Source organism: Pseudomonas azotoformans (assembly GCF_001579805.1).
GTDB classification, from domain to species: domain Bacteria; phylum Pseudomonadota; class Gammaproteobacteria; order Pseudomonadales; family Pseudomonadaceae; genus Aquipseudomonas; species Aquipseudomonas azotoformans_A.
On the sequence record NZ_CP014546.1, the window covers coordinates 2,949,630 to 2,972,239 of the forward strand.

The 22,610-nt window shown below is 59.9% G+C and carries 22 protein-coding genes and 1 pseudogene; 16 read left to right on the plus strand and 7 right to left on the minus strand.

Annotated features, from left to right (window positions below):
• The first annotated feature begins 120 nt into the window (after positions 1-120).
• From tilS to ispD, 6 genes are all read left to right on the plus strand, one after another.
• A complete protein-coding gene (tilS, locus tag AYR47_RS13640) occupies positions 121-1,440 on the plus strand; it encodes a tRNA lysidine(34) synthetase TilS (RefSeq protein WP_061435548.1) in 1,320 nt (439 codons plus the stop codon).
• A 273-nt stretch (positions 1,441-1,713) separates the two neighbouring features.
• Positions 1,714-3,345 carry a CTP synthase gene (locus AYR47_RS13645; RefSeq protein ID WP_010212443.1) on the plus strand — a complete coding sequence of 544 codons (1,632 nt, stop codon included), beginning with the start codon at positions 1,714-1,716 and terminating at the stop codon, positions 3,343-3,345.
• Positions 3,346-3,350: 5 nt separating this feature from the next.
• Positions 3,351-4,196 (plus strand): 3-deoxy-8-phosphooctulonate synthase, encoded by an 846-nt coding sequence (gene kdsA, locus AYR47_RS13650; protein WP_010212442.1) that lies wholly within the window; start codon positions 3,351-3,353, stop codon positions 4,194-4,196.
• A gap of 157 nt (positions 4,197-4,353) precedes the next feature.
• Positions 4,354-5,643, plus strand: a complete 1,290-nt coding sequence (eno, locus tag AYR47_RS13655) for a phosphopyruvate hydratase (RefSeq protein WP_016976873.1) — start codon at positions 4,354-4,356, stop codon at positions 5,641-5,643.
• Between the two features lie 171 nt (positions 5,644-5,814).
• On the plus strand, positions 5,815-6,093 hold the full coding sequence (ftsB, locus tag AYR47_RS13660; RefSeq protein ID WP_003231201.1) for a cell division protein FtsB: 279 nt from the start codon (positions 5,815-5,817) through the stop codon (positions 6,091-6,093).
• Positions 6,090-6,797, plus strand: coding sequence for a 2-C-methyl-D-erythritol 4-phosphate cytidylyltransferase (gene ispD / locus AYR47_RS13665; RefSeq protein WP_033902781.1), 708 nt, complete (start codon positions 6,090-6,092; stop codon positions 6,795-6,797). The genes ftsB and ispD overlap by 4 nt, the downstream gene beginning before the upstream one ends.
• Here ispD and AYR47_RS13670 read toward each other — a convergent pair.
• Positions 6,794-7,693: a LysR substrate-binding domain-containing protein gene (locus tag AYR47_RS13670; RefSeq protein WP_061435550.1), complete on the minus strand. Its 900-nt coding sequence runs from the start codon at positions 7,691-7,693 to the stop codon at positions 6,794-6,796. The genes ispD and AYR47_RS13670 overlap by 4 nt on opposite strands.
• Positions 7,694-7,802: 109 nt before the next feature.
• On the opposite strand from AYR47_RS13670, the gene AYR47_RS13675 reads away from it, so the two are divergent.
• The 8 genes from AYR47_RS13675 to rpoS all read left to right on the plus strand — a co-directional run bounded on the left by AYR47_RS13675 (position 7,803) and on the right by rpoS (position 15,005).
• Positions 7,803-8,915 (plus strand): S-(hydroxymethyl)glutathione dehydrogenase/class III alcohol dehydrogenase, encoded by a 1,113-nt coding sequence (locus AYR47_RS13675; RefSeq protein WP_010212435.1) that lies wholly within the window; start codon positions 7,803-7,805, stop codon positions 8,913-8,915.
• Positions 8,916-9,005: 90 nt separating this feature from the next.
• Complete coding sequence (gene fghA, locus AYR47_RS13680) at positions 9,006-9,851, plus strand: S-formylglutathione hydrolase (protein ID WP_033902778.1); 846 nt, start codon at positions 9,006-9,008, stop codon at positions 9,849-9,851.
• A gap of 54 nt (positions 9,852-9,905) precedes the next feature.
• Positions 9,906-10,379, plus strand: coding sequence for a 2-C-methyl-D-erythritol 2,4-cyclodiphosphate synthase (ispF, locus tag AYR47_RS13685; protein ID WP_025855145.1), 474 nt, complete (start codon positions 9,906-9,908; stop codon positions 10,377-10,379).
• Positions 10,376-11,434 (plus strand): tRNA pseudouridine(13) synthase TruD, encoded by a 1,059-nt coding sequence (gene truD / locus AYR47_RS13690; protein WP_033902777.1) that lies wholly within the window; start codon positions 10,376-10,378, stop codon positions 11,432-11,434. Before ispF ends, truD begins: the two co-directional genes overlap by 4 nt.
• Positions 11,422-12,171, plus strand: a complete 750-nt coding sequence (surE, locus tag AYR47_RS13695) for a 5'/3'-nucleotidase SurE (RefSeq protein ID WP_061435552.1) — start codon at positions 11,422-11,424, stop codon at positions 12,169-12,171. The genes truD and surE overlap by 13 nt, the downstream gene beginning before the upstream one ends.
• Positions 12,172-12,212: 41 nt before the next feature.
• Positions 12,213-12,848 carry a protein-L-isoaspartate(D-aspartate) O-methyltransferase gene (locus tag AYR47_RS13700; RefSeq protein ID WP_010212427.1) on the plus strand — a complete coding sequence of 212 codons (636 nt, stop codon included), beginning with the start codon at positions 12,213-12,215 and terminating at the stop codon, positions 12,846-12,848.
• A gap of 209 nt (positions 12,849-13,057) precedes the next feature.
• A complete protein-coding gene (locus AYR47_RS13705; protein WP_016976881.1) occupies positions 13,058-13,894 on the plus strand; it encodes a peptidoglycan DD-metalloendopeptidase family protein in 837 nt (278 codons plus the stop codon).
• A gap of 106 nt (positions 13,895-14,000) precedes the next feature.
• The gene (rpoS, locus tag AYR47_RS13710) at positions 14,001-15,005 is read left to right on the plus strand and encodes an RNA polymerase sigma factor RpoS (protein ID WP_016976882.1); all 1,005 of its coding nucleotides are present in this window, start codon (positions 14,001-14,003) and stop codon (positions 15,003-15,005) included.
• Positions 15,006-15,209: 204 nt separating this feature from the next.
• Here the strand turns inward: rpoS and AYR47_RS13715 are convergent, their stop codons facing one another.
• On the minus strand, positions 15,210-15,419 hold the full coding sequence (locus tag AYR47_RS13715) for a cold-shock protein (RefSeq protein ID WP_002554837.1): 210 nt from the start codon (positions 15,417-15,419) through the stop codon (positions 15,210-15,212).
• 389 nt (positions 15,420-15,808) lie between these two features.
• Between AYR47_RS13715 and dcd the strand changes: the two genes are divergently transcribed.
• Positions 15,809-16,375: a dCTP deaminase gene (gene dcd / locus AYR47_RS13720; RefSeq protein WP_010212421.1), complete on the plus strand. Its 567-nt coding sequence runs from the start codon at positions 15,809-15,811 to the stop codon at positions 16,373-16,375.
• 108 nt (positions 16,376-16,483) lie between these two features.
• Positions 16,484-16,681 carry a hypothetical protein gene (locus AYR47_RS13725; RefSeq protein ID WP_016976883.1) on the plus strand — a complete coding sequence of 66 codons (198 nt, stop codon included), beginning with the start codon at positions 16,484-16,486 and terminating at the stop codon, positions 16,679-16,681.
• 3 nt (positions 16,682-16,684) lie between these two features.
• On the opposite strand, the gene pdeM is transcribed toward AYR47_RS13725, so the two are convergent.
• The 5 genes and pseudogenes from pdeM to AYR47_RS32055 all read right to left on the minus strand — a co-directional run bounded on the left by pdeM (position 16,685) and on the right by AYR47_RS32055 (position 22,581).
• Complete coding sequence (gene pdeM, locus AYR47_RS13730; RefSeq protein ID WP_033902776.1) at positions 16,685-17,335, minus strand: ligase-associated DNA damage response endonuclease PdeM; 651 nt, start codon at positions 17,333-17,335, stop codon at positions 16,685-16,687.
• A pseudogene (locus AYR47_RS13735) lies at positions 17,335-19,822 on the minus strand (ligase-associated DNA damage response DEXH box helicase). Before AYR47_RS13735 ends, pdeM begins: the two are co-directional and overlap by 1 nt.
• 65 nt (positions 19,823-19,887) lie before the next feature.
• A complete protein-coding gene (locus AYR47_RS13740; RefSeq protein ID WP_061435553.1) occupies positions 19,888-21,282 on the minus strand; it encodes an ArnT family glycosyltransferase in 1,395 nt (464 codons plus the stop codon).
• A gap of 23 nt (positions 21,283-21,305) precedes the next feature.
• A complete protein-coding gene (locus AYR47_RS13745; protein ID WP_082781494.1) occupies positions 21,306-22,241 on the minus strand; it encodes a glycosyltransferase family 2 protein in 936 nt (311 codons plus the stop codon).
• Positions 22,213-22,581 carry a GtrA family protein gene (locus AYR47_RS32055; protein ID WP_162240134.1) on the minus strand — a complete coding sequence of 123 codons (369 nt, stop codon included), beginning with the start codon at positions 22,579-22,581 and terminating at the stop codon, positions 22,213-22,215. The genes AYR47_RS13745 and AYR47_RS32055 overlap by 29 nt, the downstream gene beginning before the upstream one ends.
• Between the last annotated feature and the right edge of the window lie 29 nt (positions 22,582-22,610).

Consider the following 22,610-nt stretch of genomic DNA (forward strand, 5'->3'; position numbering starts at 1 on the left):
ATGCGGTGGATCAGTCGACACTTTCAGTGACTGACACTCTGCATTCGCGAGCAAGCCCGCTCCCACATTTGCTTTGTGTATGCTGAGTCATTGCATTCCAGATAGATGGCGGTATTTCTCATGAAGCCTTCCTTAGCCGCCAAACTCTTGCAAGTTCTGTCACCCTGGCGCAATGCCCCGGCCTGGCACATCGCATTCTCCGGTGGCCTTGATTCCACCGTCCTGCTGTACCTCCTCGCCAATTTGGCCAACACCGAATCGCTCCCGCCCCTCAGTGCTGTGCATGTTCATCATGGCCTACAAGCTGCAGCTGATGCATGGCCCGCTCACTGTCAGTCGACATGCGACAGCCTGGGCGTGCCGTTGCGCGTGATGCGTGTGCAGGTGCAACCCGGCGCCAGTCTTGAGCGTGCTGCCCGTGACGCGCGTTACCAGGTGTTTACCGAGGTGACCGGAGCAGGGGAGGTGCTACTGACGGGCCAGCATCGCGACGATCAGGCAGAAACCTTGTTGTTCCGTCTGCTGCGTGGGGCAGGGGTGCGCGGGCTGGCGGCAATGCCGGTACAGCGCCCGCTGGCGGCAGGCTACCTTGTACGGCCCTTGTTGGATGTCCCGCGTGCAGAGCTGGAAGCCTATGCCGAGGCGCACCAGCTCACATGGATTGAAGATCCTTCGAACGCGGACTCGCGGTTCTCCCGTAATTACCTGCGCCACCGCGTGCTTCCAGTACTGGCGGAGCGCTGGCCGCAGGCTAACTCAAACCTGGCGCGGACTGCCGAGCACCTCAATGAGGCCCAGGCCCTGCTGGATGAGTTGGCACAGATGGACCTGCAAGCGGCCAATCAGCCTTCGCCGTTTCCCTGGTTGCACTTGCCGTCCCTGTCGCTTACGCCGTTGCGCGAGCTATCCGACGCCCGCCAACGCAACGCCCTACGTCACTGGCTAACCCCTCTGACCCGTTTGCCCGACAGCGACCACTGGGCCAGTTGGTATTCCCTGCGGGATGCCAAGGGTGACGCACAACCCCAATGGCGCTTGGCTGATGGCGAATTGCACCGCAGCGGTGAACGTATCTGGTGGCTGCCCTCCACTTGGTCGGAATTTTCCGACGCAACGGTGAGCTGGCCCGATCCGCAAAACCCACTAGAGTTACCCGGCAATGGTCAGGTGAAACTGACGGGCAGGATACCCGGAGGCCCATTGACGATCCGCTACCGCCAGGGCGGCGAAATCCTTGCTGTGCCCGGCCGAGGTCGGCGCGACTTGAAGCGCCTGCTTAACGAAAGTGGCCTGCCGGGTTGCGTCCGTGGCAGATTGCCGCTGCTTTACCAGGGCGAGCAATTGCTGGGTGCGCCCAGCCTTGCGGGACTCTGGCCGGCACCGAGTGATGACTGGCAATTACATTGGATGCCACAGACCTGCGATCAAGGTTTGAGCTGATAGCGCCTTTCCGGTAGACTACGCTCCCTTCTTGATACAACTTCTGTGGATTCGTTTGAATCGCAGCAGTTGCCGATTACCAAGCAGTCTTTGCTGGGCGATTCCAAAAAATGTGTAGCGATCAACGTACCGGTGTTTCATTGCTGGTCTGTCACCACGCGGCGGTTTTTTTGAAAGGTGCACTGTGATTAATGCAGGTGATCGGGGGCTTCGGCCTTCCTTCGCTTTCCCCGGCGGCTCGGACCGCTTTAACGCAGACTTCTAGGGTTTTTCATGACGCGCTACATATTCGTCACGGGCGGTGTTGTTTCTTCATTGGGGAAAGGCATCGCATCGGCTTCATTGGCGGCCATCCTGGAGGCGCGGGGACTTAAGGTCACCATGCTCAAGCTGGACCCGTACATCAACGTTGACCCGGGCACCATGAGCCCGTTCCAGCACGGTGAAGTGTTCGTCACCCACGACGGCGCCGAGACCGACCTGGACCTGGGCCACTACGAGCGGTTCATCCGCACGACCATGACCCAGAACAACAACTTCACCACCGGCCGTGTCTACGAGCACGTGCTGCGCAAGGAGCGCCGTGGTGACTACCTGGGTGCAACCATCCAGGTGATCCCGCACATCACCGACGAAATCAAGCGCCGCATCATCAAGGGTGCAGGCGATGCCGACGTGGCCATGGTCGAGATCGGTGGCACCGTCGGTGACATCGAATCCCAACCGTTCCTCGAAGCCATCCGCCAGCTGCGTTTCGAAGTCGGCGCCAAGCGCGCGATGCTGATGCACCTGACCCTAGTGCCGTACATCGCCACTGCCGGCGAAACCAAAACCAAGCCAACCCAGCACTCGGTCAAGGAACTGCGTTCCATCGGCCTGCAGCCGGACGTGCTGGTGTGCCGCTCCGATCACCCGATCGACATTTCCTCGCGTCGCAAGATCGCGCAATTTACCAACGTTGAAGAACGTGCGGTGATCGCGCTGGAAGACGCCGACACCATCTACAAGATCCCGGGCATCCTGCATTCGCAAGGCCTGGACGATTTTGTGGTCGAGCGTTTCGGCCTGCAATGCAACGGTGCGGACCTGTCCGAGTGGGAAGCCGTGGTCGACGCCAAGCTCAACCCTGAGCACGAAGTCACCATCGCGATGGTCGGCAAGTACATGGAACTGCTGGACGCGTACAAGTCGCTGATCGAAGCGATGAGCCACGCCGGTATCAGCAACCGTACCAAGGTCAACCTGCGCTACATCGACTCTGAAGACATCGAGAACCAAGGCACTGCCTTGCTCGAAGGTGTCGACGCGATCCTCGTTCCCGGCGGTTTCGGCCTGCGTGGCGTGGAAGGCAAGATCACCGCTGTTCAATATGCTCGCGAGAACAAGGTGCCGTACCTGGGTATCTGCCTGGGCATGCAAGTGGCCGTCATCGAGTTCGCCCGTAACGTGCTGGGCTGGAAAGACGCCAACTCCACCGAGTTCGACAGCAAGAGCGGTCACCCGGTCGTGGGCCTGATCACCGAGTGGGAAGATGCCACCGGCGCGGTCGAGACCCGTACCGAAGCGTCCGACCTGGGCGGCACCATGCGCCTCGGCGCGCAGGACTGCCTGCTGGAGCCGGGCTCGCTGGTTCACGATTGCTACGGCAAGGACGTGATCGTCGAGCGTCACCGTCACCGCTACGAAGTGAACAACAACCTGCTGCCGCAAATCAAAGAGGCCGGCCTGAAAATCTCCGGTCGCTCCGGTGATGGCGCGCTGGTTGAAGTGGTCGAAGCACCGGATCATCCGTGGTTCGTGGCGTGCCAGTTCCACCCTGAGTTCACCTCGACGCCGCGCGACGGTCACCCGTTGTTCAGCGGTTTCGTCAAGGCCGCACTGACGCAACACCAGAAGAAGGCGTAACCCTGATGGCCCAGAAGATCATTCGCGTCGGCGACATCGAGATTGCCAACGACAAGCCCATGGTGCTGTTCGGCGGCATGAACGTGCTGGAAAGCCGCGACATGGCGATGCAGGTCTGTGAAGAGTACGTGAAGGTTACCGAGAAACTCGGTATCCCTTACGTGTTCAAGGCCAGCTTCGACAAGGCCAACCGTTCGTCCGTGACCTCCTATCGCGGCCCAGGCCTTGAAGAAGGCATGCGGATCTTCCAGGACATCAAGCAAGCCTTCGGCGTGCCGATCATCACCGACGTCCACGAGCCTGAACAGGCTGCCGTGGTCGCCGAGGTGTGCGACATCATCCAGTTGCCGGCCTTCCTGTCGCGCCAGACCGACCTGGTCGTGGCGATGGCCAAGACCGGCGCGGTGATCAATATCAAGAAAGCCCAGTTCCTCGCACCCCAGGAGATGAAACACATCCTGAACAAGTGCGTGGAAGCGGGTAACGACCAGTTGATCCTCTGCGAGCGCGGTTCGAGCTTCGGCTACAACAACCTCGTGGTGGACATGCTCGGTTTCGGCATCATGAAACAGTTCGAATACCCGGTGTTCTTCGACGTGACCCACGCGCTGCAAATGCCCGGTGGTCGCGCCGATTCCGCGGGCGGGCGCCGTGCCCAGGTGCTGGACCTGGCCAAGGCTGGCATCAGCCAGTCCCTGGCGGGCCTGTTCCTGGAAGCCCACCCGGACCCGGACAACGCCAAGTGCGACGGCCCATGCGCCCTGCGCCTGGACAAGCTGGAGCCATTCCTGGCCCAGCTCAAGCAGTTGGACGAACTGGTCAAGAGTTTTCCGACGGTAGAGACCGCGTAAGCCGCGTTTCTCCGGTAGAATTTCCCACGCTTTACGCTCAGGCCTGCGGGCCTGAGCCTTGTCGTCTGCAAGCCTGCCTCGTTGTTCCACCCTTGCGGTCGGTCAAAAGATTTCCTTCAGCTGCGTCGTTTTCGTCAACTTTGGAGTGTTTACAACAATGGCAAAAATCGTCGACATCAAAGGTCGTGAAGTTCTCGACTCCCGTGGCAACCCCACCGTCGAAGCCGACGTGCTTCTCGATAACGGCATCATCGGCAGCGCCTGCGCGCCGTCCGGTGCTTCTACCGGTTCGCGCGAAGCGCTGGAGCTGCGTGATGGCGACAAGAGCCGTTACCTGGGCAAGGGTGTACTCAAGGCTGTAGCCAACATCAACGGCCCGATCCGTGACCTGTTGCTGGGCAAGGACCCGCTGGACCAGAAAGCCCTGGACCACGCGATGATCAAGCTCGACGGCACCGAAAACAAAGGCAGCCTGGGCGCCAACGCCATCCTCGCCGTGTCCCTGGCCGCCGCCAAGGCCGCTGCCCAGGACCAGGACCTGCCGCTGTACGCACACATCGCCAACCTGAACGGCACGCCGGGTGTTTACTCCATGCCAGTGCCGATGATGAACATCATCAACGGTGGCGAGCACGCCGATAACAACGTCGACATCCAGGAATTCATGGTGCAGCCGGTTGGCGCCAAGTCCTTCTCCGAAGGCCTGCGCATGGGCACCGAGATTTTTCATCACCTCAAAGCTGTGCTGAAGGCCCGTGGCCTGAGCACTGCGGTAGGTGACGAAGGGGGGTTCGCACCGAACCTGGCGTCCAACGAAGATGCACTGAAAGTGATCTCCGAAGCCGTGGCCAACGCTGGCTACAAGCTCGGCACTGACGTGACCCTGGCCCTGGACTGCGCGGCCAGCGAGTTCTTTGAGGACGGCAAGTACAACCTGTCCGGTGAAGGCCAGGTGTTCAACTCCGAAGGTTTCGCTGACTACCTGAAGGGCTTGACCGAGCGCTACCCGATCATCTCGATCGAAGACGGCCTGGACGAGTCCGACTGGGACGGCTGGAAAATCCTCACCGACAAGATCGGCGAGAAAATCCAACTGGTGGGCGACGACCTGTTCGTGACCAACACCAAGATCCTGAAAGAAGGCATCGATAAAAAGATCGCCAACTCGATCCTGATCAAGTTCAACCAGATCGGCACCCTGACCGAAACCCTGGAAGCCATCCAGATGGCCAAGGCTGCGGGCTACACTGCCGTGATCTCCCACCGCTCCGGCGAAACCGAAGATTCGACCATTGCCGACCTGGCTGTTGGCACCTCGGCGGGCCAGATCAAGACCGGTTCCCTGTGCCGTTCCGACCGCGTTTCCAAGTACAACCAATTGCTGCGTATCGAAGAGCAACTGGCAGGCAAGGCCAAGTACAACGGTCGCGGCGAGTTTCGCGGCTGATCAGTAAATGGTAAAAAGTCAGCGGATTGCGTCGGAAAACTCACGACAGTGTGTATTTCGACGCTAATCTGATGGCTATCAAGCACAAGCCTGGTTCTTCCAGGCTTCGTGCTATCAGTTGCTTCAAAAGTTTTGCATGGCTGTCTTTTTTCACTGGATACCCGATATTCGATGCGCAGTCCCAATTGGTTGTTCCTCGTCTTGCTCTTGTTGCTGGCTGGCCTGCAGTACCGCCTATGGGTGGGTAATGGCAGCTTTGCGCAGGTAAAAGACCTGACTGAGCAAATTGCTGCACAGCACGCCGAAAACGAGATCTTGCTGGAGCGTAACCGCGTCCTCGATGCTGAAGTGCTTGAGCTGAAAAAAGGCACGGAGACCGTTGAAGAGCGGGCTCGTCATGAATTGGGCATGGTCAAGGAGGGTGAAACCCTCTACCAGTTGGCCCAATGAACCCTAGTTTACCGGCCTTCTGGGCCGTGATTCCTGCCGCGGGCGTCGGTGCCCGTATGGCTGCGGACCGTCCCAAGCAATACTTGCAGTTGGGCGGGCGCACTATTCTCGAACACAGCCTTGGCTGTTTTCTCGACCATCCATCGCTCAAAGGCCTGGTGGTCAGCCTTGCTCCTGAAGATCCTTATTGGCCGACGCTGGCGTGTGCGGCTGACCCGCGTATCCAGCGTGCGGACGGTGGCTCGGAGCGTTCGGGCTCGGTACTCAATGCGCTGTTGCACCTGAATGCCCTGGGTGCCAGTGATGACGATTGGGTGCTGGTGCACGATGCGGCACGACCGAACCTGAGTCGCGATGACCTCGACAAACTGCTGGCTGAGCTGGCGCACGACCCGGTCGGCGGCCTGCTGGCCGTGCCGGCCCGCGATACGCTCAAGCGCGTCGACAAGCACGGACGTGTGGTGGAGACCGTCGACCGCAGCCTGATCTGGCAAGCCTACACGCCGCAGATGTTCCGCCTCGGTGCCTTGCACCGCGCATTGGCCGACAGCCTGGTGGCGGATGCCGTCATCACTGACGAAGCGTCGGCGATGGAGTGGTCCGGCCAGGCGCCGCGCCTGATCGAAGGGCGCTCGGACAATATCAAGGTGACCCGGCCGGAAGACCTGGAGTGGTTGCGGTTGCGGTGGGCGAACCGACGTTAAGCCACGCCATACTCGGGCCTTTCAGCCAGCCCGGCTTTCAAGAAATCCACCAACTTCCTGACCTTCGGCGACAAATGCCGCTGCTGCGGATACAGCGCCCACACCGCGGTATTCGGCGGCTGATGCGCTTCCAGCAACGACACCAGCGCGCCACTGTTTAGGTGCTCCAGCACGTAATAGTCCGGCAACTGGCATAACCCCACGCCCTGCAGCGCCGCGTCCAGCACCGCTTGCCCACTGTTGCAGCGCCAGTTTCCCTGCACCCGCTGGGAAAATTCCCGCCCGTCCTGGGCGAGTTGCCAGATATCCGAGCTGCCAATCAAGCAGTTATGCCGACTCAATTCCGACAGACTATGAGGCCGACCATACCGCGCCAGGTAGGACGGCGACGCGCACAAGTACATACGCCTCGGTGCCAGTCGGCTGGCGACCATGCGCGAATCCTGCAAACGCCCCAGGCGGATCGCCAGGTCGAGGCCTTCATGCACCAGGTCCAGCTGGCGGTTGCTCAGCTCGATATCCACCCGCAACTGTGGATAGAGCGCCATGAACCGTGTAACCAGCGGCACGATAAAACGCTCGCCGTACGCCACCGCGCAGGTCATGCGCAACATGCCCTTGGGTTCGCTGGCGAGGTCGCCCACCGCGCGCAAGGCTTCTTCGCGACCGTCCTGCAGGCGCTGACAATGTTGCAGAAAGGTCTGGCCGGCTTCGGTCAGGGTCACCTTGCGTGTACTGCGATACAGCAGCCGCGTTTGCAGGCGTTCTTCCAGGCGCGCCACTTGGCGGCTGATGTGGGACGACGACACGGCCAGCCGTTCCGCCGCCGCGGTGAACTGGCTGCATTCGGCGACCGCGACGAACTCATCGATGCCTTCCCAGCGGTTTTCCAACATCACGATTATCCCTGTACAGCAATAAAGTTTTGCTTTTGTCCGGATTATTCATCAGTCAGCCATGTTTTACACTCACCGTCTCAATTTTCAACCGCCTGGAGAAACCCGGATGATCAAGTCCCGCGCTGCCGTAGCCTTCGAAGCCAAGAAGCCCCTTGAGATCGTTGAAGTGGATGTCGCCATGCCCAAGGCCGGCGAAGTGTTGCTGCGCGTAGTCGCTTCGGGCGTGTGCCATACCGACGCCTACACGCTGTCGGGTGCTGATCCGGAAGGCATCTTCCCGTCGATTCTCGGTCACGAGGGCGGTGCGGTGGTCGAAGCGATCGGCGAGGGCGTGACGTCGGTGGCGGTGGGTGATCACGTGATCCCGCTGTACACCCCGGAGTGCGGCAAGTGCAAATTCTGCCTGTCGGGTAAGACCAACCTGTGCCAGGCCATCCGTTCCACCCAGGGCAAAGGCCTGATGCCGGACGGCACCACGCGTTTCTCCTACAAAGGCCAGCCGATTTTCCACTACATGGGCACCTCGACTTTCTCCGAGTACACCGTGCTGCCGGAAATTTCCGTGGCCAAGATTCCTAAAGAAGCCCCGTTGGAAAAAGTCTGCCTGCTGGGCTGTGGCGTCACCACCGGTATCGGTGCAGTGATCAACACGGCCAAGGTCAAGCCGGGCGACACCGTGGCCATCTTCGGCCTCGGCGGTATCGGCCTGTCAGCGGTGATCGGTGCGGTCAAGGCCAAGGCCGGCCGCATCATCGCCATCGATATCAACCCGGCCAAGTTCGAGATCGCCAAGCAATTGGGCGCCACCGACTGCATCAACCCGAAAGACTACGATCGCCCGATCCAGGACGTGATCGTCGACCTCACCGACGGCGGCGTGGACTTCTCCTTCGAATGCATCGGCAACGTACAACTGATGCGCGCCGCGCTTGAGTGCTGCCACAAAGGTTGGGGTGAGTCGGTGATCATCGGCGTCGCCGGTGCCGGTCAGGAAATCGCTACTCGTCCGTTCCAGTTGGTGACCGGTCGCGTCTGGCGCGGTTCGGCCTTCGGCGGCGTGCGCGGCCGCAGCGAATTGCCAAGCTATGTGGAGATGGCCCAGACCGGGGAGATCCCGCTGGATACCTTCATCACCCACACCATGGGCCTGGAAGACATCAACAAAGCGTTTGACCTGATGCATGAAGGCAAGAGCATTCGTACCGTCATTCATTTTTGAAGCAGCGGCAAGCTATAAGCGGCAAGCTGCAAGCGGGTGTACGCCTTGCTTGCGGCTTGAAGCTTGCAACTTGCAGCTGGGAGCATTCCCATGACCCTGGAAAATATCTCCTGCCAGAAAAGTTTTGGCGGTTGGCACAAACGTTACAAGCACAGCTCCAACGTGCTCGGTTGCGACATGACCTTCGCCGTCTACCTGCCGCCGCAAGCGGAGGAGGGCGGCAAGTTGCCGGTGCTGTACTGGCTCTCCGGCCTGACCTGCACCGACGAGAACTTCATGCAGAAAGCCGGCGCCCAGCGCATGGCTGCCGAGCTGGGCTTGATAATCGTTGCGCCGGACACCAGCCCACGTGGGCCGGGTGTTCCGGGTGATCCGGATAACGCCTGGGATTTCGGGCTCGGCGCTGGCTTCTACCTGAATGCCACCCAGGAACCTTGGGCCAAGCACTATCGGATGCATGACTACGTGGTGCAGGAATTGCCGGCCTTGGTTGAAGCGCATTTCCCGGCTTCTGACAGGCGCGGCATCAGTGGCCACTCCATGGGCGGCCACGGGGCGCTGGTGTGTGCGTTGCGCAACCCTGGGCGCTACTTGTCGGTGTCGGCGTTTTCGCCGATCAACAACCCGATGGATTGCCCGTGGGGCCAGAAAGCCTTCTCGCGTTATTTGGGCGAAGAGCGCTCTAAATGGCGCGAGTGGGATGCCTGCGTGCTGATCAGCGAAGCCTCGGAAAAGCTGCCGCTGCTGGTGGACCAGGGCGACCGCGACGATTTCCTCGCCGTGCAACTCAAGCCTGAAGCCCTGCAGCAAGCGGCCAAGGCGGCCGTTCATCCGCTGGAACTGCGCCTGCAACCTGGCTACGACCACAGCTACTTCTTTATCGCCAGCTTCATCGAAGACCATTTGCGACACCATGGCCGTGCTTTGCTCGGTTAATGTGAGGCAAAAGTAGGTAGAATCACGCCCTGAATTAAATCGGGGCGTTTTTTTATGCGTATTGGCCACGGCTACGATGTGCACCGTTTCGCTGAAGGCGATTTCATCACCCTGGGCGGCGTGCGCATTGCGCACCACCATGGGTTGCTGGCTCATTCCGACGGCGACGTTGTGTTGCATGCCTTGAGCGATGCCTTGCTCGGCGCAGCGGCGTTGGGCGATATCGGCAAGCACTTTCCGGACACCGACCCGACCTTCAAGGGCGCGGACAGCCGTGTACTGCTGCGTCATGTGGTCGGCTTGATCCATGCCAAAGGCTGGAAGGTCGGCAACGTCGATAACACCATCGTGGCCCAGGCGCCGAAGATGGCCCCCCATATCGAGTCGATGCGTGCGCTGATTGCCGCGGATCTGCACATTGAACTGGATCAAGTGAACGTGAAAGCCACCACCACCGAAAAGCTCGGCTTCACCGGTCGGGAAGAGGGCATTGCGGTGCACTCTGTTGCCTTGTTGCTGCGCGCATGAATGACCTGCAACTGTTGGGTCCACGGGCCTATGGCGAGGCCTTGGGCAGCGCGGTACTGAAGGCGACGGCCGAAGACTTCCAGGTCGACGAAGTGCTGGATATCCCGCTAACCGGAGAAGGTGAGCACCTGTGGTTGTGGGTGGAAAAACGCGGGCTCAATACCGAGGAAGCCGCGCGGCGGATCGCCAAGGCAGCGGGCGTGCCGTTACGCACGGTCAGCTATGCCGGGCTCAAGGATCGCCAGGCGTTGACTCGCCAGTGGTTCAGCGTGCAGCTGCCCGGCAAGGCCGACCCGGACATGAGCGCGGCGGAAAACGACACGCTCAAGATCCTCAAGACCGCCCGCCACAAGCGCAAGCTGCAACGCGGTGCGCACTCGGCCAATGGTTTCACCTTGCGCCTGACCCAGTTGGCCGGTGATACCGCCGCTATCGATGCGCGGTTGCAACTGATTGCACAACACGGCATTCCCAACTATTTCGGCGCCCAGCGTTTTGGCCACAACGGCGGCAACGTGGTCGACGCCCGTGAGTGGGCCGCGCGCAAGGCCTTGCCGGAACAGCGCAACGTGCGATCGCGGTTGCTGTCCACGGCGCGCAGCTTCTTGTTCAACAAAGTGTTGGCGGCGCGTGTGGCCGATGGTTCGTGGCAACGTGCCCAGGTCGGCGACTTGCTGGCGTTTACCGACAGCCGCAGTTTTTTTCCGGCAGGGGAGGCTGAATGCAGCGACCCGCGCCTGGCGATCCTGGACCTGCACCCGACCGGCCCGCAGTGGGGCGAAGGCGATTCGCCTGCCACGGGTGCAACCTTTGAACTCGAACAGGCTGTTGCTGCCGATGAAGCCGACCTGCGTGATTGGCTGGTGAATGCCGGCATGAGCCAGGAACGTCGCATTCTGCGACTGCCCATTGGCGGTTTGACGTGGCATTATCCCTCGCTGGACATTCTGCAATTGGAATTCGTCCTGCCGGCCGGATGCTTCGCCACTGTCTTGGTGCGCGAGCTTGTTGATCTGGTGCCGGTGGGGCAGACGGACAACCCATGCGTATTCTGATATCAAACGATGACGGTGCCACCGCACCCGGTCTTGCCGCGCTCTATGCTGCGCTGGAAGATTACGCCGAGTGCGTGGTGGTCGCCCCCGACCAGGACAAGAGCGGCGCCAGCAGTTCGCTGACGCTCGACCGTCCGCTGCACCCGCACGTCCTGGCCAATGGCTTTATCAGTGTGAACGGCACCCCTACCGACTGCGTCCATTTGGCGATCAACAGCCTGCTGGATCAGGAGCCGGACCTGGTGGTATCGGGTATCAACCTCGGCGCCAACCTGGGCGATGACGTGCTGTATTCCGGCACGGTGGCGGCGGCACTCGAAGGTCGCTTCCTGGGGCGTACGGCGTTCGCCTTTTCGTTTGCTTCGCGCCAACTGGATAACCTGCCGACCGCTGCGTATTTTGCGCGAAAGCTGGTGGAGGCCCATGGCTCCCTGAACCTGCCACCGCGCACGGTGCTCAACGTCAATATTCCCAACTTGCCCCTCGACCATATTCGCGGCATCCAGCTGACGCGGCTGGGCCATCGCGCCCGCGCGGCGGCGCCGTTGAAGGTGGTCGACCCGCGTGGCAAGGAAGGCTATTGGATTGCCGCGGCGGGTGATGCGGAAGATGGCGGTGAAGGCACGGACTTTCATGCCGTGATGCAAGGCTACGTATCGATTACCCCGTTGCAATTCGATCGCACCTTCAGTGATGCCTTCAGTGGTCTCGATGGCTGGCTGGAGGGGCTGCGCTGATGGGCCGCGAACAAGACGACTTGCTGCGCCGGGGCATTGGCATGACATCCCAGCGCACCCGCGAACGCTTGATCCAGCGCTTGTACGAAGAGGGTCTGTCCAACGCTCAAGTGCTGGAAGTGATCCGGCGTACGCCTCGGCACCTGTTTGTCGATGAAGCCCTGGCCCACCGTGCCTATGAAGACACGGCGCTGCCTATCGGCCACAACCAGACCATCTCCCAGCCGTACATGGTGGCGCGCATGAGCGAGCTGCTGTTGGCGGCGGGGCCTTTGGACAAGGTGCTGGAAATCGGCACCGGCTCCGGCTATCAGACCGCCGTACTGGCGCAACTGGTGGAGCGGGTGTTTTCGGTGGAGCGCATCAAGGTGCTGCAAGACCGTGCCAAGGAGCGCCTGGTGGAGTTGAACCTGCGCAACGTGGTGTTTCGCTGGGGCGATGGCTGGGAAGGCTGGCCGGCGCTGGCGCCTTACAACGGCATCATCGTCACCGCCGTAGCCACCGATGTGCCCCAGGCGTTGCTCGATCAACTCGCTCCAGGCGGACGTCTGGTCATCCCGGTAGGCTCCGGTGAAGTGCAACAATTGATGCTCATTATCCGTGAGGAAGAAGGCTTTTCCCGGCATGTACTCGGCGCCGTGCGCTTCGTGCCATTGCTCAATGGCCCGCTGGCCTGATCATTTGTTCGCGGGCAGTGAATTCTGTTGGCGGGGATGTGTCTTACGGCGGGGTCTATCGAGTCAACATGATCGGGCGTCGGCATTAAACACGATGAATTTTTCGTTTCAGTCGTGTGCCGGTAAAAAGCCAATGCCCAGTTATACTTGCGTCATATTTCAAGCCTGATACAGGCATTCATGTTCAGCCACCACAAAGGGAGCGGCGGGTGAGTCTCACAGGTCTTGCGCAGCGTATGAGTAAAACAAGCTTTCATCGACTGGTGCTTGGCCTCGTCTTCAGTTCCGTGTTGGTCGGGTGTTCCAGCTCGCCAAGCAGCGGCGCACGGGTGGTTGACCGTAATAATGCCGCCCCGCAGAAACCGACGGTGACCACCGGACAATATGTGGTGCGCAAGGGCGATACGATGTTCTCGATCGCCTTCCGATATGGTTGGGATTACAAGGCACTTGCAGCACGTAACAATATTCCTGTGCCATACACGATACATCCGGGTCAGACGATTCGCTTCGACGGGCGTACCGGTTCAACGCCTACGGCAGTTGTGACAAACACCGGATCTTCGCCGTCGTCTTCGAGCAAAACCACCATCATCACCCGGCCTGCAGGCACCGCCACACCGGCCCCTGCGACCAAGCCGGCACCCGCGCCGTTGCCACCTGCCGGGCCTGCGCCGACCGGTTGGGGATGGCCCTCAAACGGAGTGCTGATTGGAAAATTCTCTTCAAACGGTAGTTTGAATAAAGGCATTGATATCGCCGGTGATTTGGGACAGCCTGTTTTAGCTGCGTCTGATGGGACAGTGGTGTACGCCGGGAGTGGTTTACGGGGCTACGGCGAGCTGGTCATCATCAAACACAGCGATACCTACGTCAGTGCTTACGGTCACAACCGTAGGCTGTTGGTTCGGGAGGGGCAGCAGGTCAAAGTCGGACAGACAATTGCCGAAATGGGGTCAACTGGTACAGACCGGGTGAAACTGCACTTTGAGATTCGCCGCCAAGGGAAGCCTGTAGACCCACTGCAATTCCTACCCCGTCGTTGATGTGTTGCACAGCCTGTTCCCTCACGTAGAAGGAACAGGCTCCAGCGTTGCCAAGGATAAAGGCGCCGCTTGAGCTTGAGGTCGAACTCACCAAAGGACTATAACAATGGCTCTCAGTAAAGAAGCGCCGGAGTTTGACATCGACGATGAGGTTCTCCTTATGGAGACCGGTATCGATACGGAATCGATGTCGAATGAGGGACCTGCTGTACCTTCAGTTCGCACCAAGTCCAAGAACTCCACCGCGTTAAAGCAACACAAGTACATTGACTACACGCGGGCGCTCGATGCGACCCAGCTTTACCTCAATGAAATCGGCTTTTCCCCTCTGCTGACCCCCGAAGAAGAAGTCCATTTTGCGCGCTTGTCGCAAAAGGGCGATCCGGCTGGGCGCAAGCGCATGATTGAAAGCAACCTGCGCCTGGTGGTGAAAATCGCCCGACGCTATGTCAATCGTGGGCTGTCCCTGTTGGACCTGATCGAGGAGGGCAACCTGGGCTTGATCCGGGCTGTGGAGAAGTTTGACCCTGAGCGGGGCTTCCGCTTTTCGACCTACGCCACCTGGTGGATTCGTCAGACCATCGAACGGGCGATCATGAATCAGACCCGCACGATCCGGTTGCCGATCCATGTGGTCAAGGAGCTCAACGTCTACCTGCGGGCCGCGCGTGAGCTTACCCAAAAACTCGATCATGAACCTTCGCCTGAAGAAATCGCCAACCTGCTGGAAAAACCGGTGGGAGAGGTCAAGCGCATGCTGGGTCTCAATGAGCGCGTGTCTTCGGTCGATGTCTCGCTGGGTCCGGATTCGGATAAAACCCTGCTGGACACCCTGACGGATGATCGTCCTACCGATCCTTGCGAGCTGTTGCAGGACGATGATCTTTCCCAAAGCATTGACCAGTGGCTGTCGGAGCTCACGGACAAGCAGCGTGAGGTGGTGATTCGCCGCTTCGGCCTGCGTGGCCATGAGAGCAGCACCCTGGAGGACGTAGGCCTGGAGATCGGCCTGACCCGTGAGCGGGTGCGGCAGATCCAGGTGGAGGGGCTCAAGCGCTTGCGTGAGATCCTGGAGAAGAATGGCTTGTCGAGTGAGTCGTTGTTTCAGTAACTACGCAGGACGAAATGTGGGAGCGGGCTTGCTCGCGAAAGCGGAGTGTCAGTCAACGAATGTACCGACTGATTCACCGCCTTCGCGAGCAAGCCCGCTCCCACATTTTTTGTGCTCGGCATTACATGGGTGTTAGAACCAAATCCCGGGCATAAAAAAACCCCGCTTTTAAGGGCGGGGTCTTTTCGACTAAGTCAGTACAAGTTAGATAACTTGAACTTCTTCAGCTTGCATGCCTTTCTGACCGCGGGTAGCGATGAAAGAAACCTGTTGGCCTTCTTTCAGGCTTTTGAAGCCGTCGGATTGGATAGCTTTGAAGTGAACGAACAGGTCGTCACCGGATTGTGGAGTGATGAAGCCGAAGCCTTTTTCATCGTTGAACCACTTAACGGTACCAGTTTGGCGATTAGACATGGTGTATCTCCTTGGACAAAGTTAACTGCGACTCAGGAAAAGCCCTGGCCGAGACTGAGTGCAAAGAGCAGGAAAAATTCTTGGAGATGGTTGGATCGAAATTCAACATATCGTGTAGAGATTCTCAGTGACACAAGCAGCACAGTGGCGCCACCTTAACCCTTTTTCCGGGACGTGCCAATGATATTTCCGAAGGTTTCTCCATTTTCGTGACTGGCGGTGATGTTTCCGCTCACCGGGCACGCCAATACAGGTCCCGGCCCCGCTGGCTACGGCTTATAGCAGCAGGCGCATTCGTCAAGAAAAGCCTTGTGACCTTTGAACCCCAACGCCGGCCCCGGTAAGATGCCCCACAGAATTTTTCCACCTCGCTATTCAGGACACCCGCCATGAGCATCAAATCGGACAAGTGGATTCGCCGCATGGCGCAGGAACACGGCATGATCGAACCGTTCGTCGAGCGCCAGATCCGTGGCCAGGGCGATGCGCCGGTGATTTCCTACGGCGTTTCCAGCTACGGCTACGATGTGCGCTGCGCCGATGAATTCAAGGTGTTCACCAACATCAATTCGGCGATCGTCGATCCAAAGAATTTCGATGAAAAGAGCTTCGTCGACGTCAAGAGTGACGTGTGCATCATTCCGCCGAACTCCTTCGCCCTGGCGCGCACCGTGGAATTCTTCCGTATTCCCCGTGACGTGCTGACCATCTGCCTGGGTAAAAGCACCTACGCGCGTTGCGGCATCATCGTCAACGTGACACCGCTTGAGCCTGAGTGGGAAGGCCACGTGACCCTTGAGTTCTCCAACACCACCACGCTGCCCGCGAAAATCTACGCCAACGAAGGCGTGGCACAGATGCTGTTCCTGCAGTCCGACGAGGCCTGTGAAGTGTCCTACAAAGACCGCGCAGGCAAGTACCAAGGCCAGCGAGGCGTCACCCTCCCACGCGCTTGATCGAAAGCTCCTACGCGTAAAGGGAATTAGTCTGCAGAAAGTGACTCTATCTAGGTGTACTGCCCCGGCGTGTGTAAAACGCGCCGGGCCACGCTTGAGGAGTACCTTATGAAGCTCGACCCGCGAATAAGCGCAGAACTTGCCCGGCTTGAACCCAATCAGATTGGCGTTCTGGCCTGGTCCCTGATGGCCGATCCTGCTTATGCCGGCGGCATCCCCGGCCAGCCTGAGCCGGACTATCCACAGCCCACCGAACCAGGCGAGCCGACCTTGCCGGACGAGCCACCACCCGCGCCTGTCGCCTGATTACTAGCTCACCGGCCAGACTTCATGATCGCCAATCACATAGATTCGGCGGTCATTGTCCTGCTCCACCCCATGCCCGCCGGTAAATGCACCGAACGCCGGCAGCAGGCTGACTCGGGCGCCGATCACAAAGCACGGCAGCCGCAAGCTCTGCCGACCCTTGCCGCGCAACCGGTACACCGGATGTACATGCCCCGCCAGCACGTGGTGGCTGGGATGGGCGTCAGGTTCGTGCTGCAAGGCAAAAGGGCCCACCAGCAGCGGCTCCGTTACCACGTCTATCCTCAAGTCCTCGGGCGGGTCCCCCGCGCGTTTATCGTGATTGCCCCGAATCAATGTAATGGGCAGGTCAGGATTAAGGGCCCGCCAGCGTCTCAATGCGCCCAGCGTGCCACTGGCGTGTGATCCCGGACCGTGCAGGAAGTCGCCGAGAAAGATCACCTGAGTGCAGGCTAGCGCCGAGAGCAACCGGTCCAGGCGCTGCAGGTTCTCTGTGGTGGTGCCTTGTGGCACCGGCTGCCCGAGGCTGCGATACGCCGAGGCCTTGCCGAAATGTGCGTCGGCGATCATCAGGCATTGGCGCGCAGGCCAGTAGACCGCCTTGTCTGCCAGCAACCACAATTCCTCACCCTCCAGCATCACCGTGCACACCATCAGCGTTTCCCGTTATCCGCGACTTTTTCCAGGTCCTTGACCATCCGTGCGATGCGCTCTGAGAGTTTTTCCGAACTCATGCTTTCGCGCATCCGTTCAACCAGCAGCGGGAATGCCAAGGGCGTAGGGCGTTCGATCCGATGCAAGTCCAGTTTCAGCGCGCAAAGATGACGTAATGTCTCTTCGAGGCGACGAATGTCCAGCTCATCGCGTAGGACTTCTTCGCCTGCCTGGGTCAGCAACAAGTTCTGTGGGTCGTACTGCTTGAACACCTCAAAGAACAACCCGCTGGAAGCCTGCACCTGCCGGGTACTTTTCGGCGCGCCGGGGTAGCCGGCAAATACCAACCCGGCAATGCGCGCGATTTCACGAAAACGGCGCAGGGCCAGTTCCCCGGCATTCAGGCTGGCCGCTACATCTTCCAGGAGGTTCTGCGGACTCAGCAGCGCTCCGTTCAATACCGTCGGCCAATCCACTTCGGTGGCACTCAGCAGTTCCAGCCCATAATCGTTGACCGCGATCGAGAAGGTAACGGCCTGCCCTTGGCTCACGCGCCATGCCAACAGACTCGCCAGCCCCAGGTGCACCTGGCGCCCGGCAAAGGGATAGAGAAACAGGTGCCAGCCTTCGCGTGACTTAAGCGCCTCAGCCAACAAATGCTTGCGAGTCGGCAAGCCCGACCAGCGCAACTGTGTCTGCAACAAGGGTTGCACCGCTTGCATCTCCGGCCCTTCAAAGTGCCCATGGGCCGCAGCATCAAAGCGCTCCACCACCGCTTGCGCCAGTTCATTGGAAAGCGGCATGCGCCCGCCATTCCAGCGCGGCACAGCGGCTTTCTTGGCGCTGCTGCGACGTACATAAGCGGTCATGTTTTCCACACGGACCAATTCCAGCAGGCGCCCGGCAAACAGGAACCCATCTCCCGGTTTGAGCCGTGCAATAAACCCTTCCTCGACACTGCCCAGGTTCTTGCCGCCACCACCCTTGCTCCAGAATTTCAGATGGATGCTGGCGTCACTGACGATAGTGCCCACGCTCATCCGATGGCGCCGCGCCAGTCGTGCATCCGGGACGCGCCAGATGCCGTGCTCGTCCGGCTCCACGCGTCGGTAATCCGGGTAGGCCGTCAGCGACAGCCCCCCGTGCCGCACAAAACCCAGGGCCCAGGCCCAGTCTTCAGCCGTCAGGTCATGGTAGGGCCCAGGCACTGCGCACTTCCGCCAGCAACGCATCCGGCGTAAAGCCACCGCCCAGCGCCATGCTCACCAAATGTTGTACGAGTACATCCAAAGGCTTGTAAGGCGATTCCCGTGCCTCGATACGCCGTTGCGCAATCGCATCCTGGGCCGCGGCGGCTTCCACCAACTCCAGGCTGTGGGTCGGCACCAACGTCACCCGCGACGGCCGCCCCGGCGCATGCCCCGAGCGCCCGGCGCGTTGCATCAGCCGCGCCACACCTTTGGCCGAGCCGATCTGCAGCACACGCTCCACTGGCAGGAAATCCACTCCCAGGTCCAGGCTTGAGGTACACACCACGGCCTTGAGCTGGCCGTCTTTCAAGGCCCGTTCCACCCAGTCACGGGTTTCTCTGGATAAAGAGCCATGGTGCAGCGCAATCACCCCGGCCCAATCGGGGCGGGCGTCCAGCAATGCCTGAAACCAGATCTCCGATTGCGCCCGCGTGTTGGTAAACACCAGGCAACTATTACTGGCGTCTACCTCGGCCACCACCTGGGGCAACATTTTCAAACCGATATGACCGGCCCACGGAAAGCGCTCGGTCACGGGGGGCAATAAGGTGTCGATCACCAACTGTTTAGCCGTTTGCCCCTGCACATTGATCCCGTCGCCCTGTGGGACCAAGACCTCCAGTGCGTGAGCCTGATTACCCAAGGTCGCCGAAATACCCCACACCATCAAATCTGGGTGCCAGCGCCGCAACCGTGCCAGCGCCAGTTGCAGTTGCACGCCGCGTTTATTACCGATCAGTTCGTGCCATTCATCCACTACCACCATGCGCAGGTGCCCCAGGCTGGTCTCGCTGTCGGCACGGGCGAGCATCAGCGTCAGACTTTCCGGGGTGGTGACCAGCGCGGTGGGCTGGCGACGGGTCTGCCGCGCGCGTTCGCTGTTGCTGGTGTCGCCGGTACGCAGGCCCACGCTCCACGGAATCTGTAGCGCTTCAAGTGGCGCTTCGAGGGCGCGCGCGGTGTCGGCGGCGAGGGCGCGCATCGGCGTGATCCACAGCACCGTCAACGGTTCGGCAGGCGGTTTGCGTTTGCCGGTAGTCGGGGCGCGGGCGATGGCGATGGCGAAACGATTGAGGGCAGCAAACCACAGCGCGTAGGTTTTCCCGGAACCGGTGCTGGCATGCAGCAATCCCGAGTGGCCTGCTTTAACCGCCGCCCATACGTCTTTTTGAAAGGTGAACGGCTTCCAGCCCTTGGCGGCAAACCATGTCTTGGCGAAGTTGTGGGAAGTTGCCATACAACGGCTGATGCTCTGGAGGGCCTATTTCACAGACCCTCCGGGCATGGCAAAGGTTTAACCGGTTATTGCGACTTGACACCGCAATAATGCAACCCGGAAGCGTTGGCCTGGCCCACCCTTGCGCAAGTGACGGACGCCGGCATGTCCAGCGGCATGCTGGCCTGGCGTCGAACCAGATAAAAGTCCTGGGACAGTGGCAGCTGTTGCAGCTGTTGGGTGTGGCGAGCCCAGCCAGCACTGTAAAACTCCGCCGAATAGGAGCGCGTCCCCAGATAGATCAGGTCGCCGGGGGCGGCGGGTTGTTGCACCTTCCACAAGGCAACCATGTCTTTCTGGTTTTGTGGGCGATCGGACAGCTGGCCGCTGATGATGATCAGGCAGCCGGTGATCGGCAGTGCCAGTGCTACGGCGGCGATGACGATTGCGCGTATTTTCTGGCAGATGACATCGGCCAGCAGTAGCGCCCAGGCCGGCAGCGCAGGCAGTACGTAGGTCCAGAGAATGTTGGTGGAGAGGGTGAAGAACAGCGGTGTTGAAAGCGCCCATGCCAGTACAAAGATGAAGTATTCGCGCTGGCCATGCACTGAGGAGCGCCACTTCACCAGCAATGGCAGGAACAATGCCCAAGGTAAAAGCCCGCCCAGCAGATGCAGCCAGATCATCGCCAAGGGTTGGGCATGTGCGCTGCCGTAGAGGTCGCCCTGCCAGTTGCTGATGACGTAGCGGCTGAAGTGTTCGCCGACGATGAAGTATTTCAGGAACCCCGGTGTCTTTTGTTCCGCCAGCCAATACCAAGGCAGCGCCACGGCAAGCATCAACGCGATGCCTGGCAACCACGGCAGGCTGAGCAGCCGGCGCCAGTGGCCAGTGAGGGCCAGCCACAGGGCTGCTGGCAGCGTAATCAGAACCAGCGCCAATGGGCCCTTCGCGAGCAGGCCGAGGCCCAGCCCAAAAAAACCGACCAGCGCCCAGCCTCGGTCCGCGTGTACCAGCCCGCGCCACAACCCCAGATGGGCGAGCAGAAGGGCGAAGGCCAGTGCGCTGTCAGTCAAGACCGCGCCGCTGGCAAAGAACCCGAGGGCGCATGTCGAATAGATAATCGCCGCGGTCAACCCGACCTGAAGGCTGCGTTCCCGGCTGGCGAAATGCACGATGAGCAGGCAACTGGCGACATGCATCAACCAGCTGGAGAAACGGCTGGCGAACTCGTTGATGCCGAACACCTGCATGCTCAACGCCTGTAGCCAGAATGACAGCGGCGGTTTGCCCCAGAATGGCACGCCGTGGTCGAACATCGGGGTGATCCAGTCATTGGAGACCAGCATCTTGCGGGCAATTTCCGCATAGCGGGCTTCCGACGTGTCCATGAGCGGATACAGCCCCAGTGTGACCAGGCGCACCAGCAGCACGGTCATCAGGATGCCCCAGAGCAGACGGATGGAGGCGGAGCGGTTCATGGCGACAACCTTTTCGAAGGGATTCAAGGGTGCTTGCGTTTATGCAGAGCGTTGGGCCTGGGGCTCACCACCTTCAGCACCCGGCCGACGTACTCGCCGATCACGGCGGTGCCCAGGCACAGCAACAGGATCGATTGCACCAGCAGATGTTCGTAAGTGAGTTCACCGAAGGTCGCCGCCGCAACGACCCAAAGCGAGCCGATCAGAAAGCTGGTGACACTCAAGTAGCTGTAAATCCGCAGTGGACGTGTGGAGAAGGCCAGAATCGAGTCGGCACACAGGTCCAGCAATGACAGCGTGTTCCATTTGGTCCTGCCGGCCTGGCGCGCGGTGCGGTCGTAGTTCACTTCGGTACTCGGATAGCCGAGCCAACTGACCAGCAGTTTCAACACGCCGGCGTTGTCGTCCATGGCGCGTATGGCTGCCCGTGCATGGGGCCCGATCAACCTGAAGTCGCTGACTTGCTGGGGTATCTCAAAGTCGTCGATCAGTTGATCCATGGTCGCGTAGTAAAGTCGCGCGGCCGTGCGTTTCGCCCAGGAGTCACACCGCCGCGAGCGGCGTTGCATGTTCACGATCTCGTAGCCTTTGAGCCATTCCTGCACCATCTGCGGGATCAACTCGGGCGGGTCCTGCAGGTCGCTGTCCATGATGATCACCGCGCCGCTTTCCACGGCATTGATGCCCGCGCGCATGGCGGCTTCCTTGCCGAAGTTACGGCTCAAGTGCAGGCTCTTGACCCGTGGGTCCTGGGAAAACTGATCGATGATCGCCGCTGTCCGGTCTTGGCTGCCGTCATTGATATAGAGCACTTCAGTGGGGACTTTCAATCCGTCGACGATTGCCATCAGCCGTGAGTGAAGTTCGGCTATTACGCATTGTTCGTTAAAGCAGGGGACCAGTATTGTAAGTTGTGCATCCGGTATGGGTTCACTGGAAAGGCTTGCGATGAAGGTCATGTTTGAATACCCAGAAGTGGTTGATCGTAAAGCCCTGAAAGGTAACGGCGGCGGTTGCCAGTACTTGTGCAAGCAGTGGAGGAGCCCCCCAGAAGGTCAGTAAGTTGACCATTAAGGTGTTGGTTAAAACCTGGCTGGTGGCCGTAATAAAAAAACGCAATCTGTTACAGGATCGTTGTGCAAATACCCAATGCCTGGACAGGCAATAGGCGATCAAAGCCCCTGTAGACGCAGCAAGAAACGTCGATGGCGTGGGGGCGAACCACCTTAATAAACAAACAAATACCCCGTAATGAACCAACGTCGCGATGGCGCCTGCGCTCAAGTAGCGGATGAACAAACTCAGTATTCTTTGCATTGCCAGAATGT

Coding starts and splice junctions, on each gene's coding strand:
- dcd (WP_010212421.1), top strand. CDS start 15,809: ATGAGCATCAAATCGGACAAGTGGATTCGCCGCATGGCGCAGGAACAC.
- AYR47_RS13645 (WP_010212443.1), top strand. CDS start 1,714: ATGACGCGCTACATATTCGTCACGGGCGGTGTTGTTTCTTCATTGGGG.
- eno (WP_016976873.1), top strand. CDS start 4,354: ATGGCAAAAATCGTCGACATCAAAGGTCGTGAAGTTCTCGACTCCCGT.
- AYR47_RS13675 (WP_010212435.1), top strand. CDS start 7,803: ATGATCAAGTCCCGCGCTGCCGTAGCCTTCGAAGCCAAGAAGCCCCTT.
- AYR47_RS13715 (WP_002554837.1), bottom strand. CDS start 15,419: ATGTCTAATCGCCAAACTGGTACCGTTAAGTGGTTCAACGATGAAAAA.
- AYR47_RS13700 (WP_010212427.1), top strand. CDS start 12,213: ATGACATCCCAGCGCACCCGCGAACGCTTGATCCAGCGCTTGTACGAA.
- AYR47_RS13740 (WP_061435553.1), bottom strand. CDS start 21,282: ATGAACCGCTCCGCCTCCATCCGTCTGCTCTGGGGCATCCTGATGACC.
- kdsA (WP_010212442.1), top strand. CDS start 3,351: ATGGCCCAGAAGATCATTCGCGTCGGCGACATCGAGATTGCCAACGAC.
- pdeM (WP_033902776.1), bottom strand. CDS start 17,335: ATGGTGTGCACGGTGATGCTGGAGGGTGAGGAATTGTGGTTGCTGGCA.
- surE (WP_061435552.1), top strand. CDS start 11,422: ATGCGTATTCTGATATCAAACGATGACGGTGCCACCGCACCCGGTCTT.
- ispD (WP_033902781.1), top strand. CDS start 6,090: ATGAACCCTAGTTTACCGGCCTTCTGGGCCGTGATTCCTGCCGCGGGC.
- AYR47_RS13745 (WP_082781494.1), bottom strand. CDS start 22,241: ATGACCTTCATCGCAAGCCTTTCCAGTGAACCCATACCGGATGCACAA.
- rpoS (WP_016976882.1), top strand. CDS start 14,001: ATGGCTCTCAGTAAAGAAGCGCCGGAGTTTGACATCGACGATGAGGTT.
- AYR47_RS13670 (WP_061435550.1), bottom strand. CDS start 7,693: ATGTTGGAAAACCGCTGGGAAGGCATCGATGAGTTCGTCGCGGTCGCC.
- truD (WP_033902777.1), top strand. CDS start 10,376: ATGAATGACCTGCAACTGTTGGGTCCACGGGCCTATGGCGAGGCCTTG.
- fghA (WP_033902778.1), top strand. CDS start 9,006: ATGACCCTGGAAAATATCTCCTGCCAGAAAAGTTTTGGCGGTTGGCAC.
- tilS (WP_061435548.1), top strand. CDS start 121: ATGAAGCCTTCCTTAGCCGCCAAACTCTTGCAAGTTCTGTCACCCTGG.
- ftsB (WP_003231201.1), top strand. CDS start 5,815: ATGCGCAGTCCCAATTGGTTGTTCCTCGTCTTGCTCTTGTTGCTGGCT.
- ispF (WP_025855145.1), top strand. CDS start 9,906: ATGCGTATTGGCCACGGCTACGATGTGCACCGTTTCGCTGAAGGCGAT.
- AYR47_RS13725 (WP_016976883.1), top strand. CDS start 16,484: ATGAAGCTCGACCCGCGAATAAGCGCAGAACTTGCCCGGCTTGAACCC.